Source organism: Sorangium sp. So ce887 (assembly GCF_051521455.1).
GTDB lineage: Bacteria > Myxococcota_A > Polyangia > Polyangiales > Polyangiaceae > Sorangium.
In genome coordinates, this window is the sequence record NZ_CP150354.1 from 1,138,397 (window position 1) to 1,159,412 (window position 21,016).

The 21,016-nt window shown below is 66.8% G+C and carries 14 protein-coding genes; 7 read left to right on the forward strand and 7 right to left on the reverse strand.

Annotated features, from left to right (window positions below):
- Positions 1-178: 178 nt before the first annotated feature.
- From WMF36_RS04365 to WMF36_RS04375, 3 genes are all read left to right on the forward strand, one after another.
- Positions 179-1,291, forward strand: coding sequence for a PEGA domain-containing protein (locus WMF36_RS04365; RefSeq protein ID WP_437578346.1), 1,113 nt, complete (start codon positions 179-181; stop codon positions 1,289-1,291).
- A 103-nt stretch (positions 1,292-1,394) separates the two neighbouring features.
- A complete protein-coding gene (locus tag WMF36_RS04370) occupies positions 1,395-2,912 on the forward strand; it encodes a hypothetical protein (protein ID WP_437578347.1) in 1,518 nt (505 codons plus the stop codon).
- A gap of 38 nt (positions 2,913-2,950) precedes the next feature.
- Positions 2,951-4,492, forward strand: a complete 1,542-nt coding sequence (locus tag WMF36_RS04375; RefSeq protein WP_437578348.1) for a hypothetical protein — start codon at positions 2,951-2,953, stop codon at positions 4,490-4,492.
- Between the two features lie 176 nt (positions 4,493-4,668).
- Here WMF36_RS04375 and WMF36_RS04380 read toward each other — a convergent pair whose 3' ends face one another.
- The 4 genes from WMF36_RS04380 to WMF36_RS04395 form a co-directional block, all read right to left on the reverse strand.
- Positions 4,669-7,344, reverse strand: a complete 2,676-nt coding sequence (locus WMF36_RS04380) for a DEAD/DEAH box helicase (protein ID WP_437578349.1) — start codon at positions 7,342-7,344, stop codon at positions 4,669-4,671.
- Between the two features lie 311 nt (positions 7,345-7,655).
- Positions 7,656-8,492: a Hachiman antiphage defense system protein HamA gene (locus WMF36_RS04385; protein WP_437578350.1), complete on the reverse strand. Its 837-nt coding sequence runs from the start codon at positions 8,490-8,492 to the stop codon at positions 7,656-7,658.
- Positions 8,493-8,702: 210 nt separating this feature from the next.
- Positions 8,703-9,782: a hypothetical protein gene (locus tag WMF36_RS04390; RefSeq protein WP_437578351.1), complete on the reverse strand. Its 1,080-nt coding sequence runs from the start codon at positions 9,780-9,782 to the stop codon at positions 8,703-8,705.
- A 32-nt stretch (positions 9,783-9,814) separates the two neighbouring features.
- Complete coding sequence (locus WMF36_RS04395) at positions 9,815-10,027, reverse strand: hypothetical protein (protein ID WP_437578353.1); 213 nt, start codon at positions 10,025-10,027, stop codon at positions 9,815-9,817.
- A gap of 1,496 nt (positions 10,028-11,523) precedes the next feature.
- Here WMF36_RS04395 and WMF36_RS04400 point away from each other — a divergent pair.
- The 3 genes from WMF36_RS04400 (at position 11,524) to WMF36_RS04410 (ending at position 14,630) form a co-directional block, all read left to right on the forward strand.
- The gene (locus WMF36_RS04400) at positions 11,524-12,105 is read left to right on the forward strand and encodes a hypothetical protein (protein WP_437578354.1); all 582 of its coding nucleotides are present in this window, start codon (positions 11,524-11,526) and stop codon (positions 12,103-12,105) included.
- A 93-nt stretch (positions 12,106-12,198) separates the two neighbouring features.
- Entirely contained in the window at positions 12,199-12,834 is a 636-nt protein-coding gene (locus WMF36_RS04405) for a hypothetical protein (protein ID WP_437578356.1), read from the forward strand.
- An 89-nt stretch (positions 12,835-12,923) separates the two neighbouring features.
- Positions 12,924-14,630, forward strand: coding sequence for a delta-60 repeat domain-containing protein (locus WMF36_RS04410; protein WP_437578357.1), 1,707 nt, complete (start codon positions 12,924-12,926; stop codon positions 14,628-14,630).
- A 69-nt stretch (positions 14,631-14,699) separates the two neighbouring features.
- Here the strand turns inward: WMF36_RS04410 and WMF36_RS04415 are convergent, their stop codons facing one another.
- Positions 14,700-16,553 (reverse strand): lamin tail domain-containing protein, encoded by a 1,854-nt coding sequence (locus WMF36_RS04415; RefSeq protein ID WP_437578358.1) that lies wholly within the window; start codon positions 16,551-16,553, stop codon positions 14,700-14,702.
- Between the two features lie 810 nt (positions 16,554-17,363).
- On the opposite strand from WMF36_RS04415, the gene WMF36_RS04420 reads away from it, so the two are divergent.
- Positions 17,364-17,921, forward strand: a complete 558-nt coding sequence (locus tag WMF36_RS04420) for an STAS domain-containing protein (protein WP_437578359.1) — start codon at positions 17,364-17,366, stop codon at positions 17,919-17,921.
- Between the two features lie 114 nt (positions 17,922-18,035).
- Here the strand turns inward: WMF36_RS04420 and WMF36_RS04425 are convergent, their stop codons facing one another.
- Together WMF36_RS04425 and WMF36_RS04430 are read right to left on the reverse strand one after the other, a co-directional pair.
- The gene (locus WMF36_RS04425; protein ID WP_437578360.1) at positions 18,036-19,493 is read right to left on the reverse strand and encodes a glucose/sorbosone family PQQ-dependent dehydrogenase; all 1,458 of its coding nucleotides are present in this window, start codon (positions 19,491-19,493) and stop codon (positions 18,036-18,038) included.
- Positions 19,494-20,105: 612 nt separating this feature from the next.
- On the reverse strand, positions 20,106-20,867 hold the full coding sequence (locus WMF36_RS04430; RefSeq protein WP_437578361.1) for a DUF4339 domain-containing protein: 762 nt from the start codon (positions 20,865-20,867) through the stop codon (positions 20,106-20,108).
- Positions 20,868-21,016 lie beyond the last annotated feature (149 nt).

Genomic DNA, 21,016 nt, shown 5'->3' on the forward strand with positions numbered 1-21,016 from the left:
GCGGGGCAACTTTGGTGGGATAATGTGTGTATGTGTGGCTTTAATGTCCGCATCCAGCTGGTCCCTGAGGATGAAGCGACTCATTCCGGGATCTGGCTGTTTTTTCTCGTCCCAGAGCTCGTTTGACAGCGATTCATGGACATTGACGCCGTGCAGCTGGCGTACGTACCGTCCATCAATGCGTCGCGTTGCACGTCCACTGTTGGTCTGCATGATGCTTGGAGCCGGAACGGGCTTTGCGAGCTCGGTCGGCGCTCAGGACATCGATGCGACGCCACGCCGGATCGATAGCGCGACCGTGAAGGACCTCGCTCGGCGCGGTCGGAAGGCGCGAGACGCCGGTCGCTGGACCGAGGCGCACGCAGCTTACGACGCGGCTTTCAAGGCAGCAGACCCTGCGTCCACCGCGGCGCGAGAGCGAGCGGAGCTCGCCGGAGAGCTGGGGCTCTGTGAGCTCGCGCTGCGGAGATACCGTGACGCAGCCGAGCACCTGGCCTGGAGCCTCGAACAGCGCGAGGCCCTCTCTCCTGCGCTTCAGCGACGATTCGAGGAGGGCCAGCGCAAGACTGCGCCGCACATTGCGCTGCTCTACCTGGCGGTCGACCCGCCCGATGCGGAGGTGCTCGTCGATGGCGAGCGTGTCGGTCGCGCCGCGCGGACCTACACGCTGTTCTTCGACCCCGGCCAGCACATGGTGCGGGCCCGCGCGCCGGGCCGAGAGGAGGTGCTCCACTCACTGCGCGCCGTGGCGGGCGCGGAGCACGAGATCTCGATGCAGTTGCCGCACGCGGCGGCGGCACGCAGCTCCGACCAAGCGGCGCGGCCGATGTCGGCGCCCGCGAGCTCGTCCTCCACCACTGCCGCTGCGGGCGCGCAGGCTCCCGGGCCATGGGCCTCGTGGCCGGGGACGCTGCGCATCGCCGGCATCGGCCTGACCACGGCGACAGCTTCTTTCGGCGCCCTGTTCATGATCCATGCGAGCGTAGCCGACGGCGATCTCGAGGAGCACAACAGCAAGCTCGACGAGCTTGGAGTCACGTCGTGGGCTTGCCGGGAGCCATCGCCGCCTGCAGCGTGCCCTGAGCTTTCGCGTCTCCGACGACAGCGAGACCAGTTCGCCGCGCTTGGCACGGGGATGATGGTTGCGGGCGGCGTCGTTGGGGCCGCGACCGTGGCGTCGTTCTTCACGGATCTTGCCTTCACCCGCTCCGAGCCCGCGAGAGATCGCGTTGCGTTCTCGCCGGTGGCAACGCCAGAGCAGGTTGGCCTCGTGGCGCACGGGGCGTGGTGATCAAGGAGCCAAGGACATGCGTTCTCTCCAGTGGCGACATGTGCGGCGGCTGTGCGCCTTTACTGTCTTCTCGACGAGCGGCGCGGGAGGGCTCTCCGGCTGCATGTACGCGGAGGACTGCGGCGAGGAGCGGATGTGCTTCGCACCCCCGAAGTCGCCCTGTGAGGTGCTCGAGCCCGGCGTGGGTCCCGTGATGGACGAATGCGGGGTGTTCGTCAGGGCCAGCGCCGGGGGAGACGGCCCGCGCGCCGGCACGCGGCTTGAGCCGTTCACGTCGCTGCAACAGGCGATCGTGGAGGCGCAAGCCCGAGGCCTGCACCACGTCTATGCCTGCGGCGAGACGTTCGAGGAAGAGGTGACCCTGATCTCGGGTGTCCACCTCTGGGGCGGTCGTCGCTGTGCTGACGGCGGATGGTCTTACGGGTGGTCGTTCGACGGGGCCACTCACCCGACCACCATCGCACCTGCGCTGGGGATCCCGATGCGGGTCGTCGGGGAGAAGGACGCGACGTCGGTGATCTTCGGCGTGCGGATCGTTGCGGCGGATGCGTCCGCGACCGATGGGAAGTCGTCGATCGCGATGATCCTGAGCCCGGGAGCCAAGGTGAAGGTGGTGTCGAGCGAGGTCATCGCGGGGAACGGCAAGGACGGCGAGGCGGGCGAGGACGCGCTCAGCGTTCGGGCCAAGGATGGTGACTCCGGGAATGTTGGCGCGAACGCCTGCACGGCGGACTTCGCGACGGGTGCCCTGCCGGTCGTGACCGTGTGCGACGATGGTACCGAGTCGACGGGCGGATACGGCGGCGATGGCAGGATTGAGGTGGGAGGCGATGGCGCCCCGGGCCAGCCCGAGCCGGGGGAAAATCAAGAGGATATGGGTCGCGGAGGCTCGGGCGCAGACGTCACGGGATGCAGCGCAGGGAGCAAGGGCGCCGATGGCGCGGACGCCGGTCGCGCCGCCGGCGCCCTCGGGGCAGGTTACCTCAGCGTCGACGGATGGATTGGCGTTCGGGGCGGGGACGGAAACAAAGGCGGCGTGGCGCAAGGGGGAGGCGGCGGTGGCGGCAGCAAGGCGCTCGGTCCCATGCTGCAATGTCGGCAAGGCGGGCCTCAAGGCGGTGCGGCAGGCGGCTCCGGGGGCGGTGGCGGCTGCGGGGGACTGGGCGGCAAGGGCGGCGGGTATGGTGGGGCGAGCATCGGTGTCGTTGCGCTGCAGGGGAGCGCGTTGACGCTCGAGGCGACCGCCTTGACCACGGGCGATGGTGGCCAGGGCGGGGTTGGCGGAACCGGCCAACCTGGCGGCGTCGGTCACTGGGGCGGTCATGGCGGTAGGGGCTTTGGTCCAGACGGCACCTTGTGGGGAGGCTGCGAAGGCGGTCTTGGAGGAGACGGAGGCCGTGGGGGCGATGCTGGTGGCGGACTCGGGGGGTCTTCCTACGGCGTCGCAGCCCTCAGCGCATACGTGAGCTTCGGGCCGGATGCCGCCGCGTATAACGGACGTGCTGGTGAGGGAGGTCCTGCGGGCAATGCAGCGCCAGATGACGACGCAGGCAAGGGCCAAACCGGCGATTCCATGCCGTATCGCCAATTCCATGGTCCCGATCCCGGACCGCCCCCTTGATTGCCCTCCTACGCGCGACGCACCACCGAGGGAAACCGATGCGAACCAGGCGAGTGAAATTTTTATCTCCCGTGCTGCTGCTCGTCGCAACCGGCTGCGGCACCGCGCCGGGCCCAAACGGCGCTGGCGGAACGGCCTGCGACGGGGCCTCGTCGTGTCAAGGCGACCCGCCGCCGGAGTCGGTTTGCCTCGATCGTCTCGCCGCCGATGTCCTGGAGGATGGCTGCGGGGTGTTCGTGGGCGGTGTTTTCGGCGGCGGGGACGATGCAAACCCCGGCACGAGGGACAAGCCGGTGCGTACGCTGCAGCGTGGCGTCGAGATCGCGCGTACCCAACGAGGGCGCGTGTTCGCGTGCTACGACGGCTATTTCGGTCCGCTCACGCTGCCCTCCGGCGTGGATCTCATCGGAGGATTCAGCTGCTTGAATTGGAGGCGCGTGCCCGACGCGCGCTCCCTGATCCAGATCACCGACAAGTCAGATATTACCCTGACCGTTGTGCCGCCGAGCGCCGAAGATACAGGCGCCGCGGACGGGGTGTCGAAGGTCGTCGACATGGGCATGCGTGCATGGGGCCCGATCACGGTGCTCGTTCGGTCCGACACCGCGGTGGAGCTCATCCGGAGCGATATTGCCACATCCTACGGGTGGGCAGGCCACGACGGCGAGAAATGGCCCTGGCCGAATCAGGCAGCGACGGCAGCTGATGGGCTGTATGGGGGAGACGCGTGCTCGGCAGCCACCGTCCCCGGCGGCCCAGCGGTGGTGAACCCGTGCGAGGGCGGAACCCCGAGCATCGGCGGCAAGGGAGGCGACGGGCTTTCCGACGGCGCTGGCGACGGGGACGACGGGGAGCCGACGCCGACTCCTAACCCGACGAATGATGGGCGGGGAGGAGCCGGAGACGTGACAGGCACCGATTGCAAAGCAGGGGCTTTCGGGACCTTCGGGGCGCAAGGTACCATCGGTTCCACGGGCCACGGCATCGGGCGTATCGGCGAGGCCGGATGGGAGGGCGACAAAGCGGGCGACGGCGGCAGGGGCAGGCCGGGACAAGGCGGCGGTGGGGGCGGCGGGCGTCGCGGCGGGCTGGCGGTGTGCGGCGCGGCGTCCAAGGGAGGCGCCGGCGGCGGGTCCGGAGGAGCCGGCGGCTGCGGCGGCCGAGGGGGGCGAGCGGGCGAGAACGGCCACCCGACGATCGGCATCGTCGCGCTCCGCGCCAAGGTGACGGTGCGCGACAGCGTGATCAGGACGCTCGAGGCGGGGCCGGGCGGCGACGGCGGGCCGCCGGAGCTAGGCGGCAAAGGCGGCCGAGGCGCACCGGGGGGCGCCTTGGGGGATGGCAGGTGGTCCTGTGGCGGCGGCAGCGGCGGCCGAGGGGGCGACGGCGGCTACGGTGGCCCCGGGCGTGGCGGCGACTCGATCGGCGTCGCGTACCTCGACGAGGACCAGCTCACCCTGGAGGGCGTCACATACGAGCTGGGGCCGCCGGGCAAGGGCGGCAGCAGCTGGGATTGGTATGGCGACATGGTAACGGGGCCGGATGGGATCGCCGTCGAGACGCTGCGTCTCCCTGAATAACGTCGAAAACACGTGGTTCAGGAAGGTGAACCCGTCCAACACGCGGGTCCGCGAACCGGGCACCTACGGCCAGTCTTCATCTGCGAAGCCCGCGCCGCGGGGTCGCACCCTACCACAACCCCACCGCTCTCCGCGATCGTGCGATCCTCGCGGCGGGCTTCGGGACAGTCATAAAACTAGGATGACGCAGCAAGCCGAATCGCAGAGACAAGTTGTCTAAAATCATAATCGATACGCCGACTGTCCACTCCAAGTACAGCTCGCTCCAACGCGGTGATGGGTTGTGACACCATCCAACCCACAACATCAACACCAAGGCTCTTGCCGCCTTTTCTGTGGTACTCCGAGGCAAGGCGCGCCGCGTCGACACGCTCAAAATCCAAGCCCACTAGTCTCAGGGCATCCAGAGACGGAACGCCGGCATCGGCAAGGTAAGACAACGTCTTGATTTCATTGCCGTACACAATGCCGCGCGCATTATCCTCCTCTTCGACAAGACGATCGAATGCAAAGAGGCCCCAGGGTAATAAGAATTGAACGCGGGAGTACATAACACTAATGAGATCCTCAAGCCGAGACCAGTTGCGAAATTGCGCTCTCTTATCTATATACGTAAGCGGTACCCCGGAAATCCACTGAACGGCCACTTCACTGTAGATCCCACCAAGCTCTGGCCCCTCAAGTTCAGCCATTCGCTTTGCTACAGGCCCCACCACGAACGCTGCTTGGCGAAGATCAACCTGTCCGCCGCGAAGTACGTTCGCCATCCTGCTCAGCTTCCAGTCGTCAAGTGATTGAACGTACGCTCTTAGATTAGAGAGTGTCTGAAGTGAAAGTCCAAGTTCAGCGACGATGGTTCTACTGGGGGCACCACGGGCTGCAAAAAATCTATCGACAACTTGGTTCTGTCGCTCAAAGAAACCAACCGCGAACTCTTGTACGGGCTTGGTCATTTGTGAAAACGCAAGCGTTCCCTCTACCATCTCTTTAGGCGTCGCCAAGACCCCAGACGCAGACGAATGAATCAGCGCGACGCGGGCAAGATTGACTGTGCCCTGTACAGCCTTCGACGTTTCCCTAGGAAGCGCCTCTTGATCCAAAGTTGTCAGGTCGAGCCTGCCTGCAGCAAATTCCGTATGAATTTCAGCAATAGCCTCGCCGAGTGCACTTCGAACTGGGTCCAGACCACTCAGGCTTGAGTCGGTGTAGGCGCCGATTACGTATTTGGTTCGCTCCAGGCCCAGAGAAGGTTCAAATAGGATCGCCTGGCCCTCCTTATCCACACCCGGCCGACCTGCACGCCCGGCGATATTCCAGAATGAACGAGGGGTCACGGGATGGTATCTGACGGGGCGCCCTTTCTCCGGCGCTTCGCGAATTGCGACAGACTGAACGATCAACGAAGAGAACGGGAAGTTCACCCCTTCCGCAAGGGTCGTGGTCGCACACACGAAGTCAATAAGCCGCATTCGTATGGCTTCCTCAACAGCTATTCTGACCCGCGGTGGAAGACCAGCATGGTGATACGCGATTCGATGCTTCAGCAGAGAGCGCATCGATACGTTCGCGTACATTTCACGCTCAAGACGAGAATCTAGGCGCGCAATGTGATCGCTTGCGAGCTCCGCTGCACTGAGACTTCGGAGCGTCCCGTGTTCCCTCTTCCACTCAACTAACATAGCGGCAATCTTTTCACATTCCTTCTTGCCGCTGGCGACGATCAACACAGGCCCGGCAGCGTTTATCCGATCGGCCAATTGCACAAGAAGGCCATGATCTGTGGTAGCCAACGCCCTCTCGAATAGCCGAACGGACGATCCGTCGGCGTAGTCAATCCACCCTTCTCTGAAGCGACCGGTCTTTTTGATTCGGTAGATGCCAGCTCGCATGCGAGTCGATCGAACATCGCTCGTAGCAACTCGGGGCCGGGTCCCGAGCCATCGTGCAATGTCCGCAATGTTGGGAGCGACCGCGGATAGTACCACTATCCTTGTCGACTCTTGCGCCAATCGACGTAGGCGCCACAGGCAGAACTCGAGAAGAGCGCCGCGCGTGCCCGACTCGATATGATGAGCCTCGTCGACAACCACCAGTTTCATTCGGTCAAGCACGGTCGTGCTGAGTCGGAGCAAAAGGTCCGCCTTTTCGGGCGTCATTACGATGACGCTCTTGGATGCGAGTCGTTGCTCCTCTTCCGTTGTGAGTCGCGTGATCTGAGGGCTAATCGAAGCTACCTCCACTCCCTCACGATCGAAGAACTCGCGAAGCGATTTGGTAATTTCGTGAACCAGCGCGCGACTCGGTACTACGTACAGTGCTGCTCCTCCGATGTTTGAGCGCAAGTAATCAAGAATGAGTAGACGGGTTACAAACGTCTTCCCGGTTCCCGTGGGTGCAGCGAAGCCCCACGAATCGATCGCGTTGTCGAGGAGACCACTGTTAAGTGCAGTGATTTGCGCCGGGAATAGCTCGGTCGGAAATGAAAGGCGTCGCACTAATTCGAAGAGGTCATCAGATACGTGTGCCCGAACAGCTCGTTCGCTGTGAATTTGGATTACCTCAATGAGCGACTCGACCTCTGACCGAGTCAGGCCCAATGAAAGGTAAGATGCAAGCCTGGCCGCGGCGCCTGTCGCTTGACACGTCGGGCGCGCAGCGTGCCCATGCTGATACATCGCGAGCGCGCTGACGTCTGCATCGACGACGTCCAAGAGATCGACATTCCGAGCCTGAGTTTCCGATTGTGGTTCCGGCTTCGGCGCTGCATCAAGAGAACTGAACGGTCCGCGGTGCCGCAACATGGCATCCAAGTATCCCTTTGCATCCTCAGCGGCGAGCACGCTCGAACTCATGGCGGGCATCTCAGCGAGTTCATATAGGATTGATGCACGGAACCGCATACGCCGTGCCATCGCGCTTCGAGCCTCGAACACAAGGGCGAGGGCTTCGGCAGACTCTGCGGCAGCGACACATAACGTCCTCCGACGCGATGGATCCCAGCCGGGGGCACTCGCGAGGACGCATTCGATGAAATGCGCGAGGCGTTCAAACGCGAGAGTGAGGTTCTCATGGCTTGCACGAATGCGCTCGTGTGCTAACCACTGACGCACCGCAGCCATATCGGCAACGAATTCCGGAACCTGTGCGACTGTCTCCATGATTTCTAGGGTGAACATGCTCTCCTTAGCGCTTCCAGGACTCCTTCCAATCTCTTATAGACTGACTCAGATATGGCCGAGTAAGATTCGAACCCGACCAAGTCAACATCCCATTCCTTGTCGCTGGCACGAGTTGCTAGAACCTGGGCCTCGTCATCGCGCCGGGTCGACGCGTCAATCACAACGAAACCTGCGTAGCGGACTCGCCGTTGGCTGTACGGGCGTAGCGCGTCGATGATACGTGCCTTATCGCCCTGCGGAATGTCGCTGTCGTTAAGTCGATCTTTGATGGCAGCAAGATCGAACTCGAGGTCGGTTGTTGTATACTCTCGCATCGATTTGAAAAGCGACGCGAAGCATGATTCGTGATGTCGGGGTGGATCGCCGTCGGAAATGCTTTTGGCGCTACACTTGACCTCGCCGAGGACAAATTCGAGCGGTACCTTGCCCGGGTCATAGAGCAGCAGGTCCATCTTGTTGGCGTTTGCATTCTCAGCGGTAAGTAGCGAGAGCTTGCTATAGAGCCGCTTCAGTCCGACTACTTCTTCGGCAAAAAGGCACGCCGCGATCTCTCCAAAGTGCGACGTCCTAAAAGATTCGCTTTGAGGGATTCGCGCGAGAGTTTCTTTGAATGTGTTTAGTGGGTACCCTTGCTGAAGATCCATGATGATGTTCGTGATTGAACGATAAAAAATTAGCGCTCTCTGAGCAATGTATGGATCCAGCGTTTGGGAGCCAGCCGTACGAACGACGTCCGACTGATGAACGATTCGCACAGCAGTGCCTGCGACCGTGAGGCGCGCGCGATGCAGTTTGACGAATTGTTGCAGGGGGCTGTTCATGAGCTTGATCGTTGTGTATCGTACATCGAAACAACTCCGCGTGGCAAGGGAGGGCGCTCTCGCGCGCTCTGGCTGTGCAGTCACAGCACGGATGCGCACACGCCGCTTGCGTGGCGCCGAGGTGCTGCACACGTCGGACGGATGCTAGGCACGAACACACGCCGACGGTTGCGAGGCAGTCACCGCTCCGCCCACCCAACGACTTTGCGCTCACCTGCGGCGCGCCCGGCCGCGCGGAGCGCGGCTGGGCGCGCTCCGCGCGGCCGGTTGGACTAGCGCGTCGCGGTTCGACGAGTCCTTTGCAATGCCAGCTGCGTCCAACTCTTCGTTGACCAGTTCCACGGCAGCAGACGAGGTGTTGGGGTCATCGTTTACGATCTCAGGCAAGACCGGGGAAACCCGCTGAATGAAGCGCTCCTCATAATGAAGAGTGCACGGTCGAGTCACGGCAGGGAATACGCGCGTGCAAACGAAGCCCATGTCGTGCGCCAGGCTCATCAGGTCGTTCAACGTAAAGCGCTGGCGAGGAGTACGCCTCGATCGTTCTTGCGTCTTGTGCTCGTTCCACAGGACGAAAGCGTGAGGGTCCTCCGGATCCACATCCCAATTGTCGTGGGCCGCGGCATTGCGCACGAAGATGGCTCGTTTGTCGATAATGTTGGGGTACTTCTTTTGAATGTTGTCGAGTAGGCTCATCTGCTCACCGGTGTCAATCGATGGTCGATGTGCCTTGTCTGATGCAAGCGTGTAGAGATCGAATATTGTTTTCACGTATCTTCGATACATTTTCTCGTACCCGCGCCTGATCGACGTCATTGCAAAGTCTGCCTGTGTCTCCAGCTCTAGCGCAGCGGCGGCATGTCCAAGAGCCGAACTCATGAGAAAATAGCCCTGTTCCAGCTCTTCTTGGTCGGTGCTACGAATGGTCCTGTAAGTTGCTTTCGGATTGCGAGAGTATGCGGCCTCAGCCAACTTTCGCATCGGAACGTAGCTGGCGTGGGACGATATCTGAGGGTCGGTAGGCGTCGCTGAAGCAGCGCCGTCCTGTAGACGCGGCGCAACCTCGACAAGAAGCCGAAGGAACGTTTGAAGGAGCCGCCGAACGAGCGAAGGGTCAAGCTGAACATTCTCAAGGGCGGCGATGGTCTGGGTGCTCCACCGCTCGAGTTGAGCCAGAAAGGTTCGGGGCGGCGATGCTCTCCCATCCTGCGGTGACAGCAAGGCGAGCAACGCCGAAAGACGTTCGGCCGCGAGTTCTCCAGGGCGGCGCGGCTCATGCGGGGACGTCATGCGGCTCCTTTCTTCTCTGTGTCAAGGTTCGGTCAGTCCAACGTCGCAATCAACTGTGACGCGCGGCCGATCTCCATGGCCCAGTATGTAGGTCGTGAGCCGTGCGGCCCATCTTCGTCTTCCAGCGGATGAGTACGGCCGGCCCGTCGAAGCGCCGCAGGCGCGCGTTCGAGGATGCGGTAAGGCCTTCCTCGAAGGCCTTCCTCGATCGCGGCCAGCTGGGCGTCATCCGCCTCCGGGTCCACGGACCACCGCTCCTGCGTGGACGGTCGATAGATCCAATCCCGCCCCTCATACCCCTCCTGCGCATCGTTGGAAGGTAGCGTAGCCTACGGCCAACCCGGCATGTCAAGCCTTTGGTACGAATTGATAGGGCGATTTGATCGACGCAATGGTGCGACGCGTCGCAGGCAGCGGCGACGTTGCCGGGGATGGCGAGGTCAGCGGAGGGCCGATGCCGCTTCGGCAACGGCGCGGCGTCGCCTCGCTGGCGCTTGAGGAGAGCCCCAAGCCTTAGCAACGGCCCGAGGGACGCCATCGTGCGCCGTCGCCGTGTAGTCCGACGTGATCCCAGCAGCCGTTCCGACGCGACCCAAGCGGTCGTTCCGACGGTACTGTCAGGCACCGCCCATTCGGATCGTGCCCGGACCGGCTGAGCGGATCGCGGGCAAGCCCCGCTTGGACCCCGCGAGGAGGTGGGTGCGGTGCTCGTTCACATCAAGGGTCCGCTGTGCGAAAACCATAACAGATTCAAGCGCTTGAGGTGAGCTGCGCGGCGTGCGGTGAAGGGGCGGGTGTGGGGTTCAAGTTGGGATTCTTGGCCGCTCCAGTCGTGATGCGTTCTGCCTAATGGAGTCGTGGTCCATGAGGCCGGTCTCTGACAATCACCCCGGAGCCGCAGCGACCCGACCGGCGATGGACACGGCTGGGGACGTCGTGGCCGGCGGCGGCGGGATCGGGCGGCGCAGGGGCGCCTGGCGCTTCTACCTGGCTGTTGTTTCAATTCGGATGCCTGCGCGCACTGGCGGTGTGCACCCGGCTCGGCGCTTCGTGCGGGGCGCGGCGTCGAACCCGTGCAGCCATCGCGACGGCGAGGAACGCGAGGCTCAGCACGGTGGCTTCGCGACTTTGCCGCGATTCTGGTCCGCCGATGCTGCACCCGTCCGATGAGCCTTCGCCGGAGCGTCCAGTGTCCGCGCCGCCGGCGTCCGCTCCGGCGCTGCCGTTCGAGCTGCTCGCAGAGCTAGCCGTGCTTCCGCCGCCCGATCCGACGCTCGATGCGCTGCTTGCCTCGGTGGCCTCGGCACCTGTGCCACTCGTAGCCGAGCTCGATGATGTTGCGTCCATACCGCCTGCGCCTGTGGTGACGTCTCACGCTGCCCGCCCGCAATCATGCTGCGCTCCCCCATGAGGCCGTCGAGCGTCGGCTCCCCGCGAGGAACGACAGACGGGAGAGAGGCGAAGGGAGGCGAAGGCAAGCCGCTCGTGCGCACCGTTTGCGCCCGCGCGCCCTGATTGCGCCTCGCCGGCGCGGGGCAGCGCCGGCGAACCCGGTTCGCCCGCGCTCGGCCTCGCGAGACCCGGCGCGAGCCGGCGGCACGAGCGTTGATTGGTCTCGTGGCCTGTCGAGGACGCGCCCTGCGCGGCCGCGCGGCCGCGCCGCTGCGTGGCGGCAGCGGCGGCGCGCGCTCCAGCCCGAGCCTGCGCCGCGCGCGGGGGCCCACACCCCACGAGGTCGACCATGACCATGTTCTGCAACCAGTGCGAGCAAGCATCCCACGGGACCGGGTGCACCACGGCCGGCGTCTGCGGCAAGGACGAGGACGTGCAGTCGCTCCAGGAGATCTTGATCTACGGCCTGAAGGGCGTCGCCGCCTACGCGCACCACGCGCGCAAGGTCGGCATGCGCGACGAGCGGGTGAACGCCTTTCTGGAGGAGGCGCTCTTCTCCACGCTGACCAACGTGAGCTTCGATCCCGAGGCGCTGCTCGAGCTCTGCCTGGAGTGCGGCCAGGTGAACCTCCAGGTGATGAAGATGCTCGACGAGGGCCACCGCCTCCGCTTCGGCGAGCCGCGGCCGTCGATGGTCCGGGAGGGCACCGTCGCGGGGCGGGGGATCCTCGTCTCGGGGCACGATCTCGCGGACCTCGCCGAGCTGCTCCAGCAGTGCGAGGGGACGGGCGTGAACGTGTACACGCACGGCGAGATGCTCCCGGCGCACGCGTATCCGAAGCTCGCGAGCCACCCGAACCTAGCCGGCCACTACGGCTCTGCGTGGCAGCATCAGAAGGGCGAGTTCGCGGCGTTCTCGGGCCGATCCTGATGACCTCGAACTGCGTGCTCATCCCGAAGGAGGCCTACCGCGATCGCCTCTTCACCGCCGGCGTCACAGCGGTGCCCGGCGGCCGGCGCGTCCATGTTGGCGACTTCTCGGAGGTCATCCGGGCGGCCCTCGCGAGCCCGCCGTTGCCCGACCATTTCGTCCGCGAGACCGAGGTCGGCTACCATCACGAGGCGATCCTCCCTCGCGCACGCGGGCGCCATCTTGGACGCGGAGAAGGCCGGGCAGATCAGCCGGTTCTTCCTGGTCGGCGGCTGCGACGGCCCCGAGGCGGCGCGCACCTATTACACCGACTACGCCGCGCAGACCCCGGCCGACTCGTTCATTCTCACGCTCGGCTGCGGCAAGTACCGCATTCGCAACCAGGACCACGGCACGCACCTCGGCTTGCCGCGGCTGCTCGATATGGGGCAGTGCAACGACGCTTACGGCGCCATCCGCGTGGCCGGCGCGCTCGCCCAGGCGTTCGGCTGCGGGGTGAACGATCTGCCGCTCACGCTGGTGATCTCGTGGCTCGAGCAGAAGGCCGTGGCGGTGCTCCTCACGCTGCTCAGCCTGGGCGTGAAGGGCATCGTGCTCGGGCCGCGCCTGCCGGCCTCCATCTCGCCAAACGTGCTGCGGCTGCTGCAGCAGCGCTACGACCTCCGGCTCACCAGCCGGGCTCCCTCAATGGACCTGCTGCAGCTGCACCGGGCTCCCGCGAGCGCCTGAGCGCCCGCGCGCAGCGCCCGCGCGCCCGCGCGAGCGCCGCGGCCGCCGTCTCGACGCGGTGCCGCCGGTGGCCTAGCCTCCTCGATGCCGTGAACAGCACACCCCATCGAACCACCGCCGCCCTGGCCCGCATCACCGCACGCGCGGCCTTCCTCGGGGGCGCCGTGGCGCTCCTCGGCTGCGAGGCGCTCCTCGGCATCGAGGGCGTGTCGCTCGACCCGGGCGCGGGCGGCGGCGGCGCCGGCGCGTCGTCGTCCTCCGCCTCGACCTCGACGCACGGCGGGGGGGCGGCCGACGGGGGCGGAGGGCAGGGGGGCCAGGCCGAGGGCGACTTCACGTTCGCCATCCAGTCGACCGGGGTCAACGTCCCGTACAACGGCATCCACCACGTCGACGTCGCGATCACCCGGATCGCCGGCTTCGACGGGCCCGTCGAGGTCGACGTGCAGGCGCCGCCTCCGGGCCTCGTCGCAGCGGCGATCACCATCCCGCCGGGCAGCAGCGCGGGCAGGCTGGAGGTCGGCGCCTCCGGCGCGCTCACGCTGGGCACCGCGTTCGACCTCGATCTCATCGCGACCTCCGGCGGGACCGCGCGCACCGACACCGTGCGCGCCGTGGTCACGGGCAAGCCCGGCTCGCTCGACGAGAGCTTCGGTCAGGCGGGCATCGCCGCCTGGAACCTCGGCTCCGACGGCGGGGGGCTCCACGACATCCGGCAGACGGCGCAGGGGAAGATCCTGACCGCCGGCAACGGCATCGGCGGCCTCGGCGGGGCCACGCTCAAGGGCTTCCGCCTGCTCGGCGACGGCGCGGCCGACCCGTCCTTCGCGGGCGGCAGCGTGGCCGACGCCTTCTGTGGGTGCACGAAACCTCAGCAAATTCGTGGTATTACGCGCCTCCTGAACGGCGCCGTATTCCTCGTCGGCCACGCCAGCGGGGACACCACGGACGATATCGCCTTCCTCCGCTACCGCGACGACGGGACCCGGGACGGCGTCGACTCGGGCAACACGGGCAAGGACCTGATCGATCTCGGCGGCGAGGAGTATGTGGCGGCCATGGATCTGTCGCCCTCGGAGCGGCTCCTCGTGACCGGCGAGCGCGACGGCGAGCTCTTCGTCGCGGCCATCAACCCCACGTACGGCTACCTCGATCGCGACTTCGGCACGGAGGGGTGGACCGCCCCGTTCACGGGCAGCCCGGGCGCGGGCACGGCGCTCGTCGCGGACGCGGGCGGCTCGACGCTGGTGGCCGGCTGGATCGAGGTGGCCGGCGAGCGCGACATCGTGCTGCTGGAGCTCACGCCGGACGGTGCGATCGGCGGCCTGGGGCAACAACAGATCACGAGGGCCGGCCCTCAGGAGCCGGTCGCCATGGCCGTCCAGCCCGACGGCCGCATCCTCGTGGGCGCCCGGAGCGCCGAGGCGGGATCGACCGACTTCCTCGTTGTGCGCTTCGAGCCGGACGGCGGGCTCGACACGACCTTCGGAGAGGACGGGCTCGCGCTCGCCGGGGTTCCGGGCGGCGTCGCGGTCGACATGGCGCTCCAGCGGGACGGCCGCATCGTGGTCGCCGGCAACGTGGGTGAGCATGCGGCCAGCCGGCCCACGCTCGTGCGCTTCTTGCCCGACGGCGCGCTCGATCCGACGTTCGGCGACAAGGGGGTGCAGGCGCTCTTTCTCGGCGAGGAGAACGCCGTGCAGTCGATGACGGTCGCTGGAGACGGCAAGCTGCTCGTGGCCGGCACGCGGCAGACGTACCCCACGTACGGTCTTGTCACGCGGCTCTGGAACTGAGCGCAGGCGCGCCGTCGCGACGGCTGCCTGTCGGGCGCGACGGACGCGGCGCCGACAGGCAGCGTCGGATCAGAACGGCGACCCGTCCACGCGCGTGCCGGGCGAGCAGTCGCTCGCGGAGAGCGCGGTGTGCAGCGCGAAGAGCTCCCCCGGGACGGTGTCGGGGTCGCGGTTCATCGAGACGCCGTCGGTGCCGGAGAGGGTCGCGTCGTAGGTCGTGGCGTCCACCGTGGCGCCCGATACGTCCCGCAGCGTCACCGTATCCACGGAATTGTTGAGCCCCAGGGGCCCCGAGGAGGCGGCGACTGCCCAGCTCGCGCCGGGGGGCACGGCCGTCGAGCCGCCGTACACCACGATGGCCGCGTCGGGCGAGAGCGTCGTTCCGGCGGCGAAGGTGTGCCGCGCCGACACGCTGTCCGAGAGCGTCCACCCCCCGAGGTCGGCGGCCGCCGAGCCGACGTTCACGATCTCGACGAACTCGCCGGCCGTGTCGCTGCCCGGCTCGTTCGCGAGGATCTCGTTGAGGATCAGGGCGGCTGTGCCCGGCGTCGGATCGACGGGAGTCGTCGTGTCCACGGGGATCAGGAAGTCGCGCACGATCCCCATGTGCTGCATCTGGCTGGCGCCGCTGTCCTCCGCGAGGGCGGGGCTGAGCTCCTCGATCGGCGCGTAGACGCGTGTGTCCGCCACGAGGCCGCTGGCGAAGCTGCTCTCGCCGATCACGACGGCGGTCTCGTGCGCATCGAGGTCGACGTCGACGAGCACCCAGTCGTACGGCTTGCTCCTGCCGGCGTTGGTGTCCGTGTCGCCGTTCCTGTCGGCGGGGTAGGGGCCGGAGGTGACGACGACCTCCGACAGGGTCGAGAGGCACGACTCGCTCCGGTTGTCGGTGTTGAAGTCCCCGCCGACGACCAGGTAATCGTCCTCGGGCAGGCTCGCGCGGATGCTCGCGACGAGCTGCCGCGCCTCGGCCTGGCGCTCGCTCGAGCCGGCGGTGAGGAAGTGGACGCTGACGGCCCAGAGGTCGATCGGGCCGGGGATGTCGATGCGCGCCCAGGCGAAGTCCCGGTTGGGCGCCTCGCTGTCGGCCCACTCGCCGGCCTCGAGGATCGGATAGCGGCTCACGATCCCGTTCGGGATCTGCGCGCCTTCTTCGCGGTAGTAGCTGAAGGTGCTGTCGAAGGTGTCGTGCACGAAGTCGCGGAGCGCGTCCGCGCTGTTGTCGCCGTAGTTGAGCTCCTGGAGCAGGACGATATCCGGTCCGACCCCCTGGATGATGCGCTGTCCGTGGCCGGGGTCGTAGCTCTGACTCGTGCCGCTCGTGAGGTTCGCGGCCATGAGCCGGACGCGCACCGGGGGGAGCTCCTCGCCGCCGCCGGAGCCGCCAGTGCCGCCAGTGCCGCCGGAGCCGCCGTCGCCGCCGGAGCCGCCAGTGCCGCCGGAGCCGCCGGAGCCGCCAGTGCCGCCGGAGCCGCCAGTGCCGCCGGAGCCGCCAGTGCCGCCGGAGCCGCCAGTGCCGCCGGAGCCGCCACTGCCGGTCTCGCCGCCGGAGCCGCCATCGCCGCCTCGGCCACCGGAGCCGCCCTGGCCACCGGAGCCGCCGTCGCCACCGGAGCCGCCCTGGCCACCGGAGCCGCCGTCGCCACCGGAGCCGCCGTCGCCACCGGAGCCACCCCCACCGCCGGTGCCGCCAGCGCCGCCTGAGCCACCCCCATCGCCCTCACCACCGGCGCCTCCCCCGCCGCTGGCATCCCCGCCGCCGCCGCCCAGCCCGCCGGCGCCCGCGGTGCCGCCATCCCCACCGGACGAGGTCGACGACGAGAGATCTTCTTCTTCCACTGGCGGCGAATCGCCTCCGCAGGCGGCTCCGGCGAGCGCGGACAGGAGCAGGAGCAGATGCCCCACGGTCAAGGAAGACGACACACGCATCTCGTAGCACCGGACCTTTCTTGGTTTCCTTTTATGAGAGCACGAACGCGGGCGCGACAGGTACCCTGATCGCCGGCGAGGCCCCGATCTGCGGGACGGGTAGCCCTCTTGTCGAAGACGAGCACCGAACACGCGCACGCGCATAGGGGACGGAACGCGGGCGCCGCACATGGCTGGCCCACCCTGACGCCCCGCCTGCGCAGCCTCGTCGCCCGGCCTGCGCAGCCTTGCCGCCCTCCTCTGCGCCACATTCGGTGTCCTGTGCTACAATCGTGCGGCTCCTGCGCAGCCACGCCATCCTCCTGCGCACCCATTTCTGTATCCTTCGAAACCATTCTGCGACGCCTGCGCCGTCCCGCCACCCTCCTGAGCAGCCTCGCCACCCTCCTGTGCGCCAATTTCTATATCCTACGCAACGATTCCCCCTCCTGCGCATCGCCCGCCGGCCCCATGGCCCGCTGCTCACGGCGCGGTGCCGGGCACCCTGAGGAATCCCCTCAAATCTTTCGGAAAATTCACAGGGAGGCGGGGAGGCGGGGAGTAAAATCTCAGAAAAACTCCCCGCCTCCCCGCCTCCCTGTGAATTTTCCCGCTGTAAACGGGCACAAAACGAGGGATTCCCCAGCGGGCATTCCGCTCCCCTCGACTCCACGGCACACTGGCTCTCCCAACCCCCGATCCGGTGGCCAGCTTCGACGTCGCGCAGCTCGCCGAGTGGCAGCGCCAGCCGGAGGCCATCCTGCAGAGCTACGGCTCCGCGCTCCACGCGCCGCTCCAGGCCGGGGCCCCCTGCTGGCGTTGCTCGTGCTCGTCCATCCCGCGCGCGCCTCCTTCGACGCGCGCCATGTCAGCCTCGTCCGCCGCCTCCTGCCCGCAGCATCGCAGGCGCTCGCGCGCGCCCACGCCGAGAAGGAGCTCGCCCGGGCGCGCGAGCTCACCCACGAGCGGGAGCTCGGCGAGAAGCTCACGCTCATCGAGCACCAGCGCGCCGCGATACGCGCGCTCTCCATGCCGATCCTCGAGGTGTGGAGTCAGATCCTCTGTGTCCCCGTGATCGGCTTCGTGGACGAGGAGCGGTGCGCGCACCTGATGGAGAGGCTCCTCGCCGCCGTGAAGGCCAGGAGGGCGCGCGCGGTGGTCATGGACATCACCGGGCTCGACCGGATGGAGGCGAGCGCGCTTGCGCTCTTCCTCCGCGTGGCCGTGGCGGTGAGGCTCCTCGGCAGCGCCTGCGTGCTCACCGGCATCGGGCCGGAGGTCGCCCGGGATCTCGCGAGGGAGGGCGCGGAGTGGAGCGTCATCGTGACGTATCGGCGCCTGCACGATGCCTTGCGGAACCTGCTCCCCTCCGCGCCGCGGTAGAAGCGGGAGGGAGCGCATGGCTTCGCCGAATGGAGCTGGGGGAGCGCGGCGATTCGGTTGGATGCCGCAGGGCCCGCGTCGGTACGAGGCAGGCCCTGCGACCCCGGCGCTGGCTCAGTGCGATCCCGTGTACTTGAACTCGAGGATCGCCCCCGGGTTCTCCAGGGCCGTCGTGGCGCCGCCGGTCGGTGAGCTCGTGTTCCCGGCGGTGTCCGTGATGATGTAGAGTGTCTTGCGGTCCGGGCTCATCGCGAGATCGCGGTAGCGGTTGGTGCTCTGGAAGTGGACGACGGGCTCGCCGACCACGGATTTCCCGTTCGCGCTCAGCTTCACCTGGTACAGCGCGCCCTTCTTGAGGGCGGTCATCAGGAGAGTGTTCCCCCACCCGGGGATGCCGTGCCCGGAGGGGTAGTAGTGGAGCGAGGAGGGCGCGATCGTGGGCCAGCAGATGTACTGGAGGAAGCCGCACGCCGGGTCGAAGAAGTCGTAGTCGTTGTCGACGGTGAAGAAGGTGAGGAGCGGCTCCTTGAAATACGGGTGGCTGAAGGCGCTCTCCAGCTGTCGCGGGACGGAGGGAGGGGGCACGTAGTCGTTCCACACGAGCGACTCGCAGGACTCCGGGCTCGAGGCCGACCAGTTGTCGTACGTGTAGGCCTGGTCGTCCTGATAGCCCGCGACGTGGGGCCAGCCGTAGTTCTTGCCGGGCTTGATGAGGTTCAGCTCGTCATCGCTCTTCGGCCCATGCTCGTTCGCATAGAGCTTGCCATCGCGGCCGAACGTGAGGCCCTGCGGGTTGCGGTGGCCGTACGAATAGACATGGCTGCGGACCCCGCCGATCCACGGGTTGTCGTGCGGGATCGAGCCGTCGACGTTCAGGCGCAGGACCTTGCCGACGTACGTCGACCAGTCCTGCGCCGCGACCTCGGCCGCCGTGGGCAGCGCCTGCGCGCGGATCGGGAGGCACTTCCTGGCGAACTGGTTGTTCCCCTGATCCCCCACCGTGTAATAGAGCTTCCGATCGGGGCCGAACAGGAGCCGCGCCGAGTTGTGATCGTCGCTCCCCGGCAGGCCCGTGATGACGTCGAAGGGGCTCCCGAGCGTCTCGGTCGCCGGGTCGTACGTGTAGCGGCGGATCTTCGTCCTGCGGTCCACCGCTGGACCTGGATCGACGTCATAGGTGAAGGAGACATACACGTAGTCCTTCCCCTTGCCCTTCAGCAGATCCGGGTGCAGGGCCAGGGCCAGCAGCCCGTCCTGACCCCCCGACTGGAACACCTCCGAGAGGGTGATCGCGGTCGTCCGCACGCCGTCCTCCGGCCTCACGCGGACGACGCGCTTTCCGACGCGCTCGGTCAACCAGAGATAGCCATCCGGTCCCCAGACGATCCGCATCGGAAACGAGAGATCCCGTGTGATCTCGCGCGAAGCGAACGAGGCTTCCTCTTCGGCGCAGTCCTCCTCTTCATCGCCGGGACCCCCGGAGGCGATGGCCTGGCCGTGCGATTCGATCGGATCGTCCGGGAGATCCGCGTGGCCGCATCCGGCGAGCGTCCACGAAGCTGTGGTGAGCAAACCAACTTGAGTCAGGAAAACAGCTGGGCCGCGTGCGATAAATAGCGACATACAACTACCTCACTTTTCTCTTCAAGTGACGGTGCTGACCGAATCCCGCCGCGTCAGAGCGCGGCGGGCGTGCTGACAAAGCTTCGGCGTCAAACCGGGGATCGCATGGCGTCCGGTAAGTCGCGCCCCCGGTTAGAGTAAGGTCTTTACTATAGCAAGCGCCGAGCTCGCCTGCACCATCAAGGTTGATTTACGATGTCGATGGATGAGGAGGGATGACACGGCGCGTGAACGAGATGCTGAGTTCAATGGCACGGGCGTTGCTGTGCCAGCCAGCGCACAGCGCGACCCGCGAGGCGGTGGCGAGCCTCGGAGCGAGCCACGCGATTCACGCGATTCACGCGATCCATCGCTGACAGCGAGCGGCGTGATAGCGATGCTCCTGGGAGAAGGAGATGAGCTGCCGAGTTGCCAGGGAGCCCGAGAAGAGAATCCTTCTGGGGTCTACTGGCGTGCTTGGCGCCCTGGCGGTCTTCCTGTCCGGATCGCTGTCTCAGGGCGGCTGAACGCCGCGACGCGGTGTGTCGCGCAGCCCCGCGGGGATGCCGGAGCGCGGCGCGCTTACTTGACGGGCGCCGGCGCCGAGGAGACGCCGAGCTTTTCGATCGAGCGCGGGGTCCCGAACCCGGGGCCGCCGAACGCCGTCTCGATCCGCTGATACACGCCCTCGCGCCCCGCGGAGCGCGCGGCGTCGAGGAGGACGTCATTGCGGTAGAGCGTCACCATCAGCCCCGCCACGACCGACAGCGCGAGCATCAGGCGCTGCGCCCGGCCCGTGTCGTGCGCGCGAGGCGCCGCGACGGTCACCTCGGTCACGTCGCGCTGCAGCAACATCGGCGCCCGCAGATCCGGCGCCCGCAGATCCGGCACCCCCGGCGGCGCGGTGGGCCGAGACGCCGCGAGCATCGCCGCCGGCGGCGCGTGCACCTCGGTCCGCGTCACGAGGTGCTGCGGCGAGCTGTCCAGCGACTCGATCGTCATCTTGCCCGCGAGCGGCATCGTGGACGACAGGCTCGACACCACCGGCGTCGGATGATCCGACTCCATGTTCCGCGACCCGGGAACGGGCGGGGGCGGCGGGCGCGGCGGGCCCCGACGCGACGCGCTCGGCGGACCCTGGACCCGCGCCGACTCGGCCGGGGCCGAGTCGATGCCCGCCACGACGCCGAGCGGCTGCCAGGCGGCCATCCCGGGTCGCCATATCTTCGTCGACTCGTCGATGAGGTCGAGCCGGAACAGATCGTCGAGCTTCTCCAACGTGAGCACCTTGATGTCGTCCGGAGCGACCGCGACGTGCCAGAGCGTCTCGCGATCATCGGTCACAGGAACGGGCGGCGCTGGGCGCCTGGCGGGAACGGGCGGCGCTGGGCGCCTGGCCGGAAGGGGCGGCGGTTTCATACAAAGTCCTCCCTTGCGCGCACGAGGATGCCACGGCACGAGCGCACCTGTACACACCGACATGAGGCAGGGCG

Bases quoted from the DNA above. Each gene is read 5' to 3' on its own strand.
- WMF36_RS04405 (WP_437578356.1), top strand. From the start codon at position 12,199: ATGTTGGCGACTTCTCGGAGGTCATCCGGGCGGCCCTCGCGAGCCCGC.
- WMF36_RS04390 (WP_437578351.1), bottom strand. From the start codon at position 9,782: ATGACGTCCCCGCATGAGCCGCGCCGCCCTGGAGAACTCGCGGCCGAA.
- WMF36_RS04370 (WP_437578347.1), top strand. From the start codon at position 1,395: ATGTACGCGGAGGACTGCGGCGAGGAGCGGATGTGCTTCGCACCCCCG.
- WMF36_RS04365 (WP_437578346.1), top strand. From the start codon at position 179: ATGCGTCGCGTTGCACGTCCACTGTTGGTCTGCATGATGCTTGGAGCC.
- WMF36_RS04400 (WP_437578354.1), top strand. From the start codon at position 11,524: ATGACCATGTTCTGCAACCAGTGCGAGCAAGCATCCCACGGGACCGGG.
- WMF36_RS04385 (WP_437578350.1), bottom strand. From the start codon at position 8,492: ATGAACAGCCCCCTGCAACAATTCGTCAAACTGCATCGCGCGCGCCTC.
- WMF36_RS04380 (WP_437578349.1), bottom strand. From the start codon at position 7,344: ATGAGTTCGAGCGTGCTCGCCGCTGAGGATGCAAAGGGATACTTGGAT.
- WMF36_RS04375 (WP_437578348.1), top strand. From the start codon at position 2,951: ATGCGAACCAGGCGAGTGAAATTTTTATCTCCCGTGCTGCTGCTCGTC.